The following is a 13,737-nucleotide window of genomic DNA, read 5'->3' on the forward strand; positions in this document are numbered from 1 at the left end:
GAGGGCGTCGCACCGTGGAGGCGGTACGGCTCCGGAGTCAGCCCGCCGTGTCGCCGTCCTCCAGGCGGAAGCCGACCTTGAGCCCGACCTGGTAGTGCTCGATCTGCCCGTCGACGATATGGCCGCGGACCTGCGTCACCTCGAACCAGTCGAGCCCGCGGAGGGTCTGGGACGCCCGGCCGATTCCGTTACGGATGGCCTCGTCGACGCCCGCCTCGGAGGTGCCGTAGATCTCGGTGACCCGGTAGGTGTGGTTGCTCATGGGGGTCGTTCTCCTCTCCGCGCCGGTCGCGGTCTCACTCCACCGTGCCCCACCGCGAGGCGCCGCGCGCGGCAGGAGAAGGCGCCGCGGAGGGCGCACCGGAGGCCTCGGGCGCGGGCGCGGGGCTTGACCGGTCCCCTGGTCCATACCAAAATCGCGCCAATGCCCGTGCGAGCACCGGTTGCTCCCCCCACGTCGGGTTTCACTCTTATCTGCCGCATGCCAGAAGGTGACCTACGTGAAAAACCGCTTCCTTGTCGGTTCCGCCGTGTTCGCGTCCTCCCTAGCACTCGTGGGATGCGGGATGCTCCCCGGCGGCGACGACAAGGTCATCACCATCTGGCTCATGAAGGACAGCGTCTCCGCCGCGTACCTGGACCGGTTCACCGAGGCGTACGAGAAGGAGAACCCCTCGGTCGAGCTGGAGGTCGAGATCCAGGAGTGGACCGGGATCGGCAAGAAGGTGATGGCCGCGCTGGAGTCCGACGACTCGCCGGACATCATCGAGGTCGGCAACACCCAGGTCGCGCAGTACGCGGAGAGCAACGGCCTGCGGGACCTCACGCTGGAGTCCGTGAGGGACCTGGGGAGCGAGGAGTGGCTGCCCGGCCTCGCCGAGCCGGGGAGCATCAACGGCTCGCAGTTCGGCATACCTTGGTACGCCGCCAACCGCGTCGTCATCTACAACAAGGACCTCTTCGCGGAGGCCGGCATCGACGAACTGCCCAGGACCCGCGCCGAGTGGCTGGACATCACGGACCGGCTCGACCAGGGGGCCCAACAGGGCATCTATCTGGCCGGTCAGGACTGGTACACCCTCTCCGGCTTCATCTGGGACGAGGACGGTGAACTGGCGGTCGAGTCGGGCGGCGAGTGGGAAGGCAGGCTCGACACCCCCGAGGCGATCAGGGGCATGAAGTTCTACAAGGAGTTGCAGGCGCTCGGCGACGGCCCGAAGGACTCCGACGAGGTCACCCCGGAGCAGGAGGGTGAGTTCGCGAAGGGCGACATCGCGCAGATCATCGACACCCCCAACTCCGCCGTCCAGATCGAGGAGAAGAACCCGGACCTCAAGGGCAAGCTCGGCTTCTTCCCGGTCCCCGGCAAGACCGCAGAGGCACCCGGCGCGGTCTTCACCGGCGGCTCCGACCTCATCGTCCCCAAGAACTCCTCGCACCGGTCGGCGGCGGTCGAGGTGGTCAAGGCGCTCGCGGGCGAGAAGTGGCAGACGGATCTGGCCAAGACGATGAGCTACGTGCCGAACAAGACGACGCTCGCGGACGTCATCGAAGGGCAGGAGGCCACGGCCGCGATGGCGGCGGGCGCGGCGGAGGGGCGCGCGACGCCCAACTCGCCGAAGTGGGCCAACGTCGAGCTGGACAACCCGATCAAGGCGTACATGACGGCCGTCCTCCAGGGTGAGGACCCGAAGACGGCCGCGGCGGCGGCGGACGCGAAGATCTCGGCGGCGCTGCGGTAGCTCGCGCGCGGCGGCGGTCGGGGACGAACCGGACCGGCGAGGCCGACTGGTCGGCAGGCCACCGGGCCGGTGGGCTGTCGACCCACCGGGCGGGCGGGTACAGGCACTTTGCCAACGCCTTACCCGCCAGTTCCGGCCATTCAGCCGTCCCACATCCCCGCTCCGCCGGGCTGTCATGTCGAATCCAGCCGGACACGGAAGAAACAAGGTGCCGGGACGCCCAGGTCCTGTCCGCCGGACAGGGCCTGCGGCGTCCCCCGTACCGCTCGTTCCTCCGTCCGGCACAGGAGACCGTCATGTCCGCCTCACCTGCCGTCATCCCCGACACCCTCCCCACCCAGCTCCCTCTCCCCGCCTCCGTCCCCGACCAGCGCTATCTCGTCTCCCTCGCCCGCGACCAGGAGGACGTACGCGCGGCCCAGCGCCTGCGCTACATGGTCTTCGCCGGTGAGATGGGCGCCCTCGTCGACGGGCCCGAACCCGGCCTCGACGGCGACGACTTCGACTCCTACTGCGACCACCTGCTGGTACGCGAGGCCGAGACCGGCGAGGTCGTGGGGACGTACCGGCTGCTGCCGCCCGACCGCGCCCGTGCCGCCGGACGGCTCTACTCAGAGAGCGAGTTCGACCTCCGTCGTCTCGACCACATACGCGACGACCTCGTGGAGGTCGGCCGCTCCTGCGTCCACCCCCTGCACCGCAACGGCGCCGTCATCGCCCTGATCTGGGCCGGGCTCGCCCGCTACATGACCCGCACCGGCCACAACTGGATGGCCGGCTGCTGCTCCCTCCCGCTGGGCGACGGCGGCTCCCTCGCCTCGGCGACCTGGAACACCGTCAAGGACCGCAACCTCGCGCCCGAGGAGTACTGGGTCACCCCGCACCGTCTCTGGACCCCGGACAGCACCACCGTCCCGGCCGCCCGCACCGAACTGCCCGCGCTGCTCCGCGGCTATCTGCGGCTCGGTGCCTGGGTCTGCGGCGCGCCCGCGCACGACCCGGAGTTCGGCGTCGCCGACCTGTACGTCCTGCTGTCCCTGCGCCGCACCAACCCCCGCTATCTGCGGCACTTCCTCTCGCTCGCCCCCGCGCGATGAGCGCCTGGCTGCCCACGGCGCCCTGCACCCCGCAACTCTGCGCGCCCCGGACGGACTCCCTGCGCCGGGGCACGGTCGCCGCGTCCGCGCGGCTGCTGGCCGGTGTCGTCACCGTGATCGCCGGGATCCTGCTCGTCCCGCCGGTCGCCCTGCTCGGCGCCGGGCGGCGCGACCGGCTGACCAGAGGCTGGACGCGTACGGTGATCCGGGCCTTCGGGCTGCGTATCCGGACCGACGGCGCGTCTCACCCGGCGATGTCCGACACGCCGGTGCCGGGGACGCCGCTGCCCGACACGCCGGGCGGGGTGCTCGTCGTCGCCAACCACATCTCCTGGCTGGACATCCCGCTCGTCGCGACCCTGTTCCCGGGGCGGGTGCTGGCCAAGAGCGACATCCGGCGCTGGCCCGTCCTCGGCGCCGTCGCGGCGTACGGCGGCACGCTGTTCGTGGAGCGCGACCGGCTCCGCGCGCTGCCGGACACCGTACGAGACGTCCGTGACGCCCTGCGCGCGGGATCCCGCGTGATCGTCTTTCCCGAGGGCAGTACCTGGTGCGGCCGGGACCAGGGACGCTTCACCGCGGCCGTGTTCCAGGCCGCGCTGGACGCGGGGGCGCCCGTCCGTCCCGTACGGATCGGCTACCGCCCGCTGGGTCCCGCGGCCTTCGTCGGCGACGACCCGCTCGCCGTCTCACTGTGGCGGATCGTGCTGGCCCGCGGGCTCACGGCGGAGATCGAGGTACTGCCCCTGATCCCCGCCGCGCGCCACGCGGACCGCCGCTCGCTGGCCCGCGCCGCTCAGACCGCCGTCGCCAGCGACAGCGCGAACCGGCCGGCCTCGTCGGTCCACCAGTTCGTCAACTTCATCCCCGCACCGGCCAGTTCGGTGCGGACCCGGTCCTGAGTGAACTTCGCCGACACTTCCGTACGCAGCTCCTCACCCGCCTCGAAGGTGATCACCAGATCCAGCTCGGGAATCTTCACGGTCAGGGCCCGGCGCGCCCTCAGCCGCATCTCGATCCACTGCTGTTCACCGTCCCAGCGCGCCACATGGTCGAAGTCCGCCGGGTCGAAGTCGGCGCCCAACTCGCGGTCGACGACAGCCAAAACGTTTTTGTTGAAGGCGGCCGTCACACCTGACGCGTCGTCATAGGCCCTGACCAGTACGGACTCGTCCTTCACCAGGTCCGTCCCGAGGAGCAGCGCGTCGCCGGGCGCCAGCAGCGTGCGCACGGCCGCGAGGAACTCGGCGCGCTCCTCGGGGAGCAGATTGCCGATCGTCCCGCCGAGGAACGCGATCAGCAGCGGCCCCGGCATCGCGGGCAGCTCCATGTCCTTGGTGAAGTCGGCGATCAGCGCGTGCACCTGGAGGTCCGGCCGCTCGGCGAGCAGCGAATCGGCGGCGCCGGTGAGCGCGCTCTCGCTCACGTCCACCGGTACGTAACCGCGCAGCAGCGGCAGCGCGTCCAGCAGGTGCCGGGTCTTCTCCGAGGACCCCGAGCCCAGTTCGACCAGGGTGCGGGCCCCCGTCGCTGCCGCGATCTCGGGCGCGCGGGCGAGCAGGATCTCCCGCTCGGCGCGGGTCGGGTAGTACTCGTCGAGCGCGGTGATCTCCTCGAAGAGCTCACTGCCCCTGGCGTCGTAGAACCACTTGGGCGGCAGGGACTTGGGGCTGCGGGTCAGCCCGTGCAGCACATCGGCGCGCAGCGCGGCGTCGGTGGCGTCCTCGGGCAGGGTGCGGGTCAGCAGGTACGGGCTCACGAGGGTGGCTCCTTGAGGGGAGTGAGCAGGACGTCGGCGCGGGTCGCCGCCAGCAGGGTGTGGTCGGGGACCTCGCACCAGCGCGGGTCGTCGTCGTACGGCTCCGAGGCGACGACGGTGCCCCGGCCGGGCTCGGTGAGATACCAGAGCGTGTCGCCCCAGGCGGTCGCGGTGATCGTGGCACCGTCCGTGAGCAGCAGGTTCAGCCGGGAGTCGGGCGCCGCCCCGGCCACCTCGACGACCGTGTCGGACAGGGCCTGGCCCATTCCGTCACCGTCCCGCAGCCGGTGCAGCACCAGCGCCCACACGAGCGCCGAGTCGGTGCGGGCGTCCAGCGAAAGCAGTTCGGCGGCGGAGAGGGCGGCGGCCAGTGGCGCCAGGCTCGACGGCCAGCCGCGCACCGCGCCGTTGTGGCTGAACAGCCACGGCCCGGAGGCGAACGGCGCCGCCGCGGCCTCACCGTCCGAGCCCGATTCGGTGGCGTCCCGCACGGCCGCGAGCACCGCACCACTGCGGACCGCCCTGGCCAGGTCGACCACGCTCTGATCGCCCCAGATCGGCCCCGTACGGCGGTAGCGCGCGGGCACCGGGTCCCCGTCCGCGTACCAACCCACCCCGAAACCATCGGCGTTGACCGTCCCGTACCGCTGCCTGCGCGGCTCCCAGGACTGCCGGTACAGCGCGTACTCGGGGCTGATCAGCACCTCGCGGAGCGCCATCGGCACCCCCACGTAAGCGATATGACGGCACATCACATGTCTCCGGCGGTACGCGCGGTACGGAAACCGGCGAAGATCTGCCGGCGCACCGGCAGGTCCCAGTTGCGGAAGGTGCCGCGGCACGCCACCTGGTCCACGGCGAACGAGCCACCGCGCAGCACCTTGTGCGCACCGCCGAAGAACACCTCGGAGTACTCCCGGTAGGGGAAGGAGACGAAGCCCGGATAGGGCAGGAAGTCGCTCGACGTCCACTCCCACACGTCGCCGATCAACTGCCGTACGCCCAGCGGCGACGCGCCCAGCGGATAGCTCCCGGCGGGCGCCGGCCGCAGATGGCGCTGGCCGAGGTTGGCGTGCTCGGGGGTCGGATCCTCGTCGCCCCACGGATGGCGCCGGGAGCGGCCGGTGGCCGGGTCGTGCCGGGCCGCCTTCTCCCACTCCTCCTCCGTCGGCAGCCGCCGCCCCGCCCAGCGGGCGTACGCGTCAGCCTCGTACCAGCTGACGTGCAGCACCGGCTCGTCGGCGGGCACGGGCTCGACCACCCCGAACCGGCGGCGCAGCCACTGCCCCGCCTCGCGCCGCCAGAACAGCGGTGCGGCGATGGAGTGTTCACGGATCTGTGCCCAGCCCTCCGGGGCCCACCAGCGCTCGTCCGTATAGCCGCCGTCCTCGATGAAGCGCAGATAGTCGCCGTTGGTCACCGGCACGGTGTCCAGGTGGAACGCGGGCACGAGCCGGTGGTGCGCGGGCCGTTCGTTGTCCAGCGCCCACGGTTCGGCCGAGGTGCCCATCGAGAACTGCCCGGCCGGCACGAGGATTTCACTCGGCAGGTCCGCGGCGTCGGCCGGATCGGGGGCCGGCGGCTCGGGCGCGGTGAGTGCGGCGGGACCCCGTCGCAGCTGATGGGTGATCAGCATCGTCTCGTCGTGCTGCTGTTCGTGCTGCGCGATCATCCCGAAGGCGAACCCGGCGTCCAGCAGCGGGCCGCCCCGCAGGGGACTGCTGCCGAGGATGTCCATGACCCGGCCCCGTATGTCGGAGGCGTACGAGCGCGCCTCGGCCGGGGCGAGCAGCGGAAGCGTGGGGCGCAGCGCCCTGGGATGCTCGAAGGCGTCGTACACGGAGTCGATCTCCGGCCGGACGGCCTCGCGGCCGCCGACCGTACGGAGCAGCCACTGCTCCTCCTGATTGCCGATATGGGCCAGGTCCCAGACCAGCGGAGACATCAACGGCGAGTGCTGCGCGGTCAGTTCGGGCTCGTCCACGCAGGAGGTGAGGAGCGCGGTGCGTTCGCGCGCGGTGGTCAGCGCGTCGACGGCCCGCCGCCGCAGCGCGTCCACGTCCTCGCTGACGGATATCCCGTCGGCGGAACCTTTGGTGACACTGTCCGCGCTCTCGGCCGGTGTCCCGGCGTGCTCGGTCATGTGCGGAGCTCCTTCCCGGTCACGGGGACGTCCATGTCGTCGGCGGGGCAGCGGCCCGGCACGACGTACCGCTCGTTGAAGGCCGCGACGGCCTCCCGTACGGCCTCGGTGGCACCGGTACGGGGCAGCGCCTCCTGCGCGACGGCGAAGCACTCCACCGCCGCCGCGTGCAGCTCGGGGTCGGCGAGTCCGTCCCGCGCCGCCGTGACCCAGAGCGGATTGCCCGGCGCGGGCAGGGGGCCCGCCGTCTCGGCGAGCGATTTGACGGTGCGGTACACCGTCTCGGCGGCCTCGGGGTCGTCGAACAGGGCGGTGGTCACCGCCAGCGGCACCATCCAGCCGTCGTCCCCCGGCTGGGCGTCGATCATCCGCAGCTCCAGATGGCCGCGCGGACGCACCGGCGGGAACAGGGTGGTGATGTGGTAGTCGAGATCGGCTCGCACCGGCGGGCGCGGCAGACCCGACCGGATCCACTCACGAAAACTCAGCCCCTCGGGCACGTCCCAGGGACCGTCCGCCGTCCGGACGCACATCACCGGCGCGTCCAGCGCGTACGCCGCCCAGGCGCGACGCGGCTCCCGCCGCATGTCGGGCGATTTGGTACGCGCCGGATCCAGGTCCGTCCACAGCGCCTGCCGGGTGGAACGCCAGCCGGTGGCACGGCGGGCCTGGACGGGCGAGTTGGCGAACGCGGCCACCAGCACCGCGCCCAGCAGATGGGCGAGCTGCCAGCGCCTGCCGTAGCCGAGCGGGCCAGGCTCCTCGGTCCCCGCGTCGAGGCAGACCTGGATGGAGGCGGAGGAACGCATCATGGCGCGGCCCGAGGGGCCGATCCGGTCGAGGTAGGTCTCCATCGCGTCGTACCGCGGCTCCTGGAGGAGCCTGCCCGGTGAGTGCCACGGATCCTGTCCGAGGCCGGTGAGCGTGAGACCGGCCGTACGCAGTTCGCGGCGTACGGCGGCGAGGTCCGCCGCTGTGGAGTCGACACACTCCATCAGGGAGGGCGCGGGCGCCGAGCTGAGCTCCAGCTGGCCACCCGGTTCGAACGTCAGCGCCGATCGCAGGGGGAGGTCCCGCAGGCCGCCGAAGGCCTTGTCGAGACGCGCGGTCCGAACGGGCAGTTCGGGGTCGTACAGATCGTGAACGAGCCATTCCAGTTCGACACCGACGATGCGGGGCGGCCCTGTCTTGAAACATATGCCGCGCAGCAGCGCCTCGGCGTCGCCCTCGTTGAGAGACGGGCTCTCAGCTGCGAATTCGTCCGACGGCATGGTCGGATCCTCCTGTCGAAGACCGTGACCGGTCCCCGCCCCGGGGTCCGGGGCGGAGCGCTTTGTCCAACCTAAGGCCACTCCCGCCGCTCCGCACAAGAGTGCCCCTCCGGGTGGAAAACATGGTTGCTCCGGGCGTGTTTCCTGACGCACGATGCCTGTCATGAGCGCACGGCTGCGGGGCATTGCGAAGCACACCGAGGAGATCGTCGAGGCGGGCGGATACCATGCCGAGGACGGGCGCCGGGTGCCGCTCGCCGCGCTGCTGGAGGCCGCCACCGAAGGGACCCGGCTGTACGGCCCGGAGCCCGTGCCGGTCACCCCGGACACCTCCCGTACGACATCATTCGAGGTCACCGGTGAGAGCAGCCTCCAGGCCGCCCGCCGGATGACCTCCGCATCGACCGGCCCCGTGGCCGTCCTGAACTTCGCCTCCGCGCGCAACCCGGGCGGCGGCTACCTGAACGGAGCACAGGCCCAGGAAGAGGCACTCTGCCGGGCCTCCGCCCTCTACGTCACCCTGCTGCGGGCCCCCGGCTACTACGCGCACCACCGGGCCGAGCGCAGCCCCTTCTACAGCGACCGCGTGATCCACTCGCCGGGCGTCCCCGTCTTCCGCGACGACCGGGGCCGGCTGCTGAACACCCCGTTCACGGTCGGATTCCTCACCTCGCCCGCGCCGAACGCCGGGATCGTCGCGCGTGATCATCCCCAGGAGAGCCATCGCGTTCCGGCCGCGCTCGACTCCCGCGCCGAACGGGTCCTGGAGGTCGCGGTGGCGGGCGGCTACCGGCGCCTGGTGCTCGGGGCATGGGGCTGCGGGGTTTTCCGCAACGACCCGGCGAGGGTGGCCGGCGCGTTCCGGGCGCTGCTGGTCGGGCCGCCGGGTGAGGGGGCCGGGACGGGCGCGGGGGCGGTGACTGGCCGGTTCGCCGGCCACTTCGACGAGGTCGTCTTCGCGGTGCTCGACCGGACGGCTGATTCGGCCACCCTGGCCGCCTTCCGCCGGACGTTCGCCGACGATTCCCCGGGAGCCGGCCCCGATGTCGGTTCTGGCGCCGGCCCCGGCTCCCGTTCCGGCGCGCCGGCTCAGCGCCAGCCGTAACGCTCCCGCAGCCGCCTCACGACCCGGTCGAACCGTCCCCGGTCCAGCGCGCACGCCTCACGTCGCATGCCCTCGTCGTGGATGCGCAGCACGCGGTCCAGATCGACCCACGACTCACGCCCCCGCCGGTCCCACGGCCCGACCCCGATCGGCACCCACTCGTGGTCGCGGTCGTGCCGCTTGCTGGAGAGCTGGACGGCGAGCAGGGTCCCGGCCGGTTCGCGGGCCACCACGAGCACCGGCCGGTCCTTGCCGCGCCCGTCGTTCTCCTCGTAAGGCACCCAGGTCCAGACGATCTCGCCCGGATCGGGGTCGCCGTCCCTGTCGGGCGCGTACGAGGTGCGTACCGGCCCGACGTCACGGGGTTCGGCCTCGGTGGTGGCCGAGGGACCGCTCCGGCCGGGGAGTTCGGCGTCGGGGGAGTGGTCGGGGGCGCCGGATTCGGTGAAGGGCTTCATCCGACCGAAGGTAGAGCGTCGGCGCCCCCGGCCGCCGACCGGGGCGGCTCGGAACCCTCCTCGGACGCCCGCTCGGCCCCGGTGTGGCCCGGTCTCAGATCCAGCCCTCCAACGCGGCCATGAACGCGTCGAAATCGTCACGGTGCGCCGTGTGTCCCGCGCCCTCGACCGCACGGACCTCGAAACCCCGCGCACGCAGCTCCGCCACGTCGGCGGGCGAGACCATCGGGCTCGGATCGGCGGTCGTCACCAGCGAGGGGACCACCGGCCGGGCGGGCCGCAGGTCCGCGCCGAACGCCGAGGCGATCCCGTACGCCGTCCCCTCGTCCCACACGGCGAGGCTCGCCACCTCGACATCCACGTCCACATCCTCCCAACGAGGATTGAGCGCGGATATCTCCCCGCGCGAGAGCGTCTTGGCCGCCGCCAGCCGCGCGGGTCCCTCGCTCTCGGTGGCGCCCGCCGCCGGACCCGGCAGATGCCAGGCCGGATCGCAGTAGACCGCGCGGCGCGGCGCCAGGCGCTCCACCGCGAGCGCGAGCGCCATCCCGCCCAGGGAGTGGCCGATCGCCACCTCCGCACCGGCGGGCAGCGTCTCCACGAGGTCGTCGGCGAAGTCGCCCGGCCCGTACGGGCCTTGGCCGCTGGCACCGTGGCCGCGCAGATCGACGGCGATCACGCGCAGTCCGCGCGCGGCCAGTTCGGGGCCCACCCGCCGCCATGTCCGGTGGTCGGCCATGATGCCGTGGATCAGGAGGGCGACGCGGTCGCCCTCGCCCCAGGTGTGGGTGTGCAGTCGCAAGACAATCCCCTTCTCAGGAAGCCGAGTTGAGAGACGCGTTTGAAGTGTGGTGATCCCTCCGGACGACAGGCCCCGGATCCCGTCGGCGAGCCGTCTGGAAAGATGCCGAGGGCGATGAGCCAGTTACCTGAACAGTCCTCCCCGCAGTCGTCCCCACAGCCCTCCCCGCGGCGGTCCGAACCGCCCGCCGAACGTCCCCGCCGCACCGCCGGCCCTCCCGTCCCCACCAGCGCCGACGTCGCCCGCCTGGCCGGAGTCTCCCGGGCCACCGTCTCGTACGTCCTCAACAACACCTCCGCCGTACGGATCAGCGAACCCACCCGCCGCAAGGTCCGCGAGGCCGCCGAGGAGCTGGCGTACGTCCCCCACGCCGCCGCGCGCAGCCTGCGCGCGGGACACACCAGAATTGTCCTGCTCCCCACCGCGCACGTCCCCGTCGGCCCCCTCTACAGCCGCTTCCTCGACGAACTCCAGTGGGCGCTGCGGCGGTTGGACTACACCGTCGTCCAGTACGGCAGCCTCGGCCTCGACGGCGACGAGGCGGCGCGCGCCTGGGCCGAACTGCGCCCCGTCGCCGTCGTCTCCCTCGGCGAGATCGCGCTCACGCCCCAAGGGGTGGAGATACTCAAGCGCTCCGGCGCGAAAGCCGTCATCACGCTCGGCCCGCGGCGGGTCGAGGGCGCGCACGCCCTGGTCATGAACCAGCGCGAGATCGGCGGCTGCGCCGTGGAGCACCTGCTGGAGCGCGGGCGCAGCCGGATCGGGGTGGTGATGCCCGAGGAGCCGGGGCTCGACCTCTTCTCGGAGCCCAGGCTCGCCGGCGCGCGCGCCGCCGTCGCCGCGTCGTCCACCGGCGGCCACGTCGAACCGCTGCCGCTGTCCTACACGGAGGAGTCGGCGGCCCGTCTCGCCGCCCGCTGGGACGGCCTTGGCCTCGACGCGGTCTACGCCTACAACGACGAGTACGCGATGCTCCTGATGCGGGCGTTCCAGGACGCCGGTGTCGCCGTCCCCGGCGACACGGCGGTGCTCGGCGCCGACGACCTGCTTCTCGGCAGGCTGCTGCGGCCCCGCCTGTCCACCGTGCGGATCGACCTCGTCACCGGGCAGCGGCTGGCCGCCCTGGTCGACCGCGTGGTGCGCGATCCCGGCGGGGAACCGGAGCGGCACGATCTGATGGGGGCGCGGGCGGTACGGCGCGAGTCGACCTGACACGGCCCCTGGACGACATGCGGGGCCTCCGGGCGTTGTCTAGCGTCACCAGCATGAGCACTCATTGGCACCCATACCCGCGGCGCTTCGAGATCCTGCTGGTGCCGGAGCACATCGCCGGCCGCACCGGCCCGCCGGACGCGGCGACCGCCCTGCGCTCCGCCGTCGTGGAGGCGACCGGGGAGACCGGTGAGTCCGGTTACCCGCACTACGAGGGCGGCGGCATGGTCGCGGACATCGACCCGGAGACCCGCACCGTCGAAGGTCTGCTGATCGACGGCTACGAGGTGGACTACGGGCTGTCGGCGCGCGTCGTCGACGCCCCCGCCGGCCCGGACACACCCGGTGTCGCGGAGCCTCGCACGCGTTGACCGGTCGGCCGGCACGTTCTCCCGTGGACTCCCGGCCGGGCCCCCGCCACTCCCCTCGACTCCCCGCGCCCCTCCCATGAAAGAGTGCGCGAGCGAACAGCTGACCGAAGGGGAGAGAGCCCGATGAGCGATCCGATGACCATTCGCGACGTCTACGTCGTCGACGCCGTCCGTACGCCGATCGGGAAGTTCGGCGGCGCGCTCTCCTCAGTACGGCCGGACGACCTCGCCGCCCATGTCGTGCGGGCGCTCGTGGACCGTACGCCGGAACTCGACCCGGCCAGGATCGACGACGTGGTGCTCGGCGCGGCCAACGGCGCCGGTGAGGACAACCGCGACGTGGCGCGAATGGCCGCGCTGCTCGCCGGGCTGCCCGTGACCGTCCCCGGCGTCACCGTCAACCGGCTCTGCGGCTCGGGACTCGAAGCGGTCATCCAGGCGGCGCGCGCCGTCGCGCTCGGCGACGCGTCGATCGTCGTGGCTGGAGGCGTCGAGTCCATGTCGCGCGCTCCCTGGGTGCTCCAGAAGCCCGAGCGCGCCTTTCCCGCCGGGCACCAGCAACTGCACTCCACGACGCTCGGCTGGCGCATGACCAACCCGGCGATGCCCGCCGAATGGACGGTCCCGCTGGGCGAGGGCGCCGAACTGGTCGCCGACAAACACGCGATCACCAGGGAGGCACAGGACGCGTTCGCGCTGGAGAGCCACCGCAAGGCGGCCCGCGCGTGGAGCGAGGGGCTGTACGACGCGGAGGTCGTGCCGTACGCGGGAGTGGAACTCGTACGGGACGAATGCGTCCGCGACAACACCTCCCTCGAAGCGCTCGGCAGGCTCAGGCCAAGCTTCCGTAAGGAGGGCGAGGGGACGGTCACGGCGGGCAACGCCTCACCGCTGAACGACGGCGCCGCCGCCCTGCTGATCGTCGACGAGGCGGGCCTGCGCGCGACGGGCCGCGAACCCCTCGCCCGGATCAGGGCCTCCGCCGTCACCGGCATCGAGCCGCAACTCTTCGGCCTCGGCCCGGTCGAGGCGGTGCGCCGTGCGCTGGCGAAGGCGGGCCGGGACTTCGCCGATCTCACCACGTTCGAACTCAACGAGGCTTTCGCCGCCCAGTCGTTGGGCTGCCTCGCCGAATGGCCCGAGCTGGATCCCGCCGTCGTGAACCCGCGCGGCGGCGCGATCGCCATCGGTCACCCGCTGGGTGCCTCCGGCGCGCGCCTCGCGGGGTCCGTCGCCCATCAACTGGCGGCGGCGGGCTCGGGGACCGGTCTCGCCGCCCTGTGCATCGGTGTCGGCCAGGGCCTCGCGCTCGTACTGGAACGCTGACGCGCGGGCCCTGTGCCCCCTGCCCTACGCGCTCGCGGCGGTCCCGGATCCGGTGCCGTCGCCCGGCGCAGGGGCCTGCGCCTTCGCGGCGGCCTCCGCCTCGGCGACCGACTTGCGCACCTCTTCCATGTCGAGCGCGCGTGCCTGCCCGATCACGTCCTCCAGGGCCGTCTCGGGCAGCGCACCGGGCTGGGCGAAGACCGCGACGTTGTCCCTGACGATCATGAGGGTCGGGATGGAACGGATCTCGAACGCCGCGGCCAGCTCCTGCTGCGCCTCGGTGTCGACCTTGGCGAAGACCAGGTCGTCGTGGCGCTCGGACGCCTGCTCGTACACCGGGGCGAACTGACGGCACGGACCGCACCAGGAAGCCCAGAAGTCGATCAGGATGAAGTCGTTCTCCGACACCGTCCGGTCGAAGTTCTCCTTGGTGAGTTCCACAGTGGCCATG

At 72.3% G+C, this 13,737-nt stretch carries 15 protein-coding genes; 7 read left to right on the top strand and 8 right to left on the bottom strand.

Annotated elements, in window-relative coordinates:
• Positions 1-37 precede the first annotated feature (37 nt).
• Complete coding sequence (locus ACFWHU_RS23955) at positions 38-262, bottom strand: dodecin (RefSeq protein ID WP_078073950.1); 225 nt, start codon at positions 260-262, stop codon at positions 38-40.
• A gap of 238 nt (positions 263-500) precedes the next feature.
• Here ACFWHU_RS23955 and ACFWHU_RS23960 point away from each other — a divergent pair, with 238 nt between their 5' ends.
• The 3 genes from ACFWHU_RS23960 to ACFWHU_RS23970 all read left to right on the top strand — a co-directional run bounded on the left by ACFWHU_RS23960 (position 501) and on the right by ACFWHU_RS23970 (position 3,741).
• The gene (locus ACFWHU_RS23960) at positions 501-1,742 is read left to right on the top strand and encodes an extracellular solute-binding protein (protein WP_385800148.1); all 1,242 of its coding nucleotides are present in this window, start codon (positions 501-503) and stop codon (positions 1,740-1,742) included.
• A gap of 296 nt (positions 1,743-2,038) precedes the next feature.
• Positions 2,039-2,839, top strand: a complete 801-nt coding sequence (locus tag ACFWHU_RS23965) for a GNAT family N-acetyltransferase (RefSeq protein ID WP_387227008.1) — start codon at positions 2,039-2,041, stop codon at positions 2,837-2,839.
• Positions 2,836-3,741 carry a lysophospholipid acyltransferase family protein gene (locus ACFWHU_RS23970; RefSeq protein ID WP_387227010.1) on the top strand — a complete coding sequence of 302 codons (906 nt, stop codon included), beginning with the start codon at positions 2,836-2,838 and terminating at the stop codon, positions 3,739-3,741. Before ACFWHU_RS23965 ends, ACFWHU_RS23970 begins: the two co-directional genes overlap by 4 nt.
• On the opposite strand, the gene egtD is transcribed toward ACFWHU_RS23970, so the two are convergent.
• Genes egtD through egtA form a run of 4 tightly spaced genes read right to left on the bottom strand, consistent with a single transcriptional unit; the run spans position 3,636 to position 8,012 of the window.
• On the bottom strand, positions 3,636-4,598 hold the full coding sequence (gene egtD / locus ACFWHU_RS23975; protein WP_385800154.1) for an L-histidine N(alpha)-methyltransferase: 963 nt from the start codon (positions 4,596-4,598) through the stop codon (positions 3,636-3,638). The genes ACFWHU_RS23970 and egtD overlap by 106 nt on opposite strands.
• Positions 4,595-5,350 (bottom strand): ergothioneine biosynthesis protein EgtC, encoded by a 756-nt coding sequence (egtC, locus tag ACFWHU_RS23980; protein WP_387227013.1) that lies wholly within the window; start codon positions 5,348-5,350, stop codon positions 4,595-4,597. The genes egtD and egtC overlap by 4 nt, the downstream gene beginning before the upstream one ends.
• On the bottom strand, positions 5,350-6,741 hold the full coding sequence (gene egtB, locus ACFWHU_RS23985) for an ergothioneine biosynthesis protein EgtB (protein WP_387227015.1): 1,392 nt from the start codon (positions 6,739-6,741) through the stop codon (positions 5,350-5,352). The genes egtC and egtB overlap by 1 nt, the downstream gene beginning before the upstream one ends.
• Entirely contained in the window at positions 6,738-8,012 is a 1,275-nt protein-coding gene (egtA, locus tag ACFWHU_RS23990) for an ergothioneine biosynthesis glutamate--cysteine ligase EgtA (protein ID WP_385800160.1), read from the bottom strand. The genes egtB and egtA overlap by 4 nt, the downstream gene beginning before the upstream one ends.
• Positions 8,013-8,175: 163 nt before the next feature.
• On the opposite strand from egtA, the gene ACFWHU_RS23995 reads away from it, so the two are divergent.
• Entirely contained in the window at positions 8,176-9,117 is a 942-nt protein-coding gene (locus tag ACFWHU_RS23995; protein WP_387227017.1) for a TIGR02452 family protein, read from the top strand.
• Here the strand turns inward: ACFWHU_RS23995 and ACFWHU_RS24000 are convergent.
• Positions 9,102-9,575: a type II toxin-antitoxin system PemK/MazF family toxin gene (locus tag ACFWHU_RS24000; RefSeq protein WP_385800164.1), complete on the bottom strand. Its 474-nt coding sequence runs from the start codon at positions 9,573-9,575 to the stop codon at positions 9,102-9,104. The two genes, ACFWHU_RS23995 and ACFWHU_RS24000, sit on opposite strands and share 16 nt — an antisense overlap.
• Before the next feature lie 94 nt (positions 9,576-9,669).
• Positions 9,670-10,377: an alpha/beta fold hydrolase gene (locus ACFWHU_RS24005; RefSeq protein WP_385800166.1), complete on the bottom strand. Its 708-nt coding sequence runs from the start codon at positions 10,375-10,377 to the stop codon at positions 9,670-9,672.
• 102 nt (positions 10,378-10,479) lie between these two features.
• Between ACFWHU_RS24005 and ACFWHU_RS24010 the strand changes: the two genes are divergently transcribed.
• The 3 genes from ACFWHU_RS24010 to ACFWHU_RS24020 all read left to right on the top strand — a co-directional run bounded on the left by ACFWHU_RS24010 (position 10,480) and on the right by ACFWHU_RS24020 (position 13,286).
• Positions 10,480-11,589 (top strand): LacI family DNA-binding transcriptional regulator, encoded by a 1,110-nt coding sequence (locus ACFWHU_RS24010; protein WP_387227020.1) that lies wholly within the window; start codon positions 10,480-10,482, stop codon positions 11,587-11,589.
• 53 nt (positions 11,590-11,642) lie between these two features.
• On the top strand, positions 11,643-11,960 hold the full coding sequence (locus ACFWHU_RS24015) for a hypothetical protein (protein WP_385800169.1): 318 nt from the start codon (positions 11,643-11,645) through the stop codon (positions 11,958-11,960).
• Between the two features lie 135 nt (positions 11,961-12,095).
• Complete coding sequence (locus ACFWHU_RS24020; protein WP_387227273.1) at positions 12,096-13,286, top strand: thiolase family protein; 1,191 nt, start codon at positions 12,096-12,098, stop codon at positions 13,284-13,286.
• A gap of 24 nt (positions 13,287-13,310) precedes the next feature.
• Here ACFWHU_RS24020 and trxA read toward each other — a convergent pair whose 3' ends face one another.
• Positions 13,311-13,736: a thioredoxin gene (gene trxA, locus ACFWHU_RS24025; protein WP_385800170.1), complete on the bottom strand. Its 426-nt coding sequence runs from the start codon at positions 13,734-13,736 to the stop codon at positions 13,311-13,313.
• Between the last annotated feature and the right edge of the window lies 1 nt (position 13,737).

The sequence above is a fragment of the Streptomyces sp. NPDC060366 genome (genome assembly GCF_042725135.1).
Taxonomy (GTDB): Bacteria; Actinomycetota; Actinomycetes; order Streptomycetales; family Streptomycetaceae; genus Streptomyces.

Coding starts and splice junctions, on each gene's coding strand:
- egtC (WP_387227013.1), bottom strand. CDS start 5,350: ATGTGCCGTCATATCGCTTACGTGGGGGTGCCGATGGCGCTCCGCGAG.
- ACFWHU_RS24000 (WP_385800164.1), bottom strand. CDS start 9,575: ATGAAGCCCTTCACCGAATCCGGCGCCCCCGACCACTCCCCCGACGCC.
- ACFWHU_RS23970 (WP_387227010.1), top strand. CDS start 2,836: ATGAGCGCCTGGCTGCCCACGGCGCCCTGCACCCCGCAACTCTGCGCG.
- ACFWHU_RS24015 (WP_385800169.1), top strand. CDS start 11,643: ATGAGCACTCATTGGCACCCATACCCGCGGCGCTTCGAGATCCTGCTG.
- egtB (WP_387227015.1), bottom strand. CDS start 6,741: ATGACCGAGCACGCCGGGACACCGGCCGAGAGCGCGGACAGTGTCACC.
- ACFWHU_RS23965 (WP_387227008.1), top strand. CDS start 2,039: ATGTCCGCCTCACCTGCCGTCATCCCCGACACCCTCCCCACCCAGCTC.
- trxA (WP_385800170.1), bottom strand. CDS start 13,736: ATGGCCACTGTGGAACTCACCAAGGAGAACTTCGACCGGACGGTGTCG.
- ACFWHU_RS23955 (WP_078073950.1), bottom strand. CDS start 262: ATGAGCAACCACACCTACCGGGTCACCGAGATCTACGGCACCTCCGAG.
- ACFWHU_RS24020 (WP_387227273.1), top strand. CDS start 12,096: ATGACCATTCGCGACGTCTACGTCGTCGACGCCGTCCGTACGCCGATC.
- egtA (WP_385800160.1), bottom strand. CDS start 8,012: ATGCCGTCGGACGAATTCGCAGCTGAGAGCCCGTCTCTCAACGAGGGC.
- ACFWHU_RS23995 (WP_387227017.1), top strand. CDS start 8,176: ATGAGCGCACGGCTGCGGGGCATTGCGAAGCACACCGAGGAGATCGTC.
- ACFWHU_RS24010 (WP_387227020.1), top strand. CDS start 10,480: ATGCCGAGGGCGATGAGCCAGTTACCTGAACAGTCCTCCCCGCAGTCG.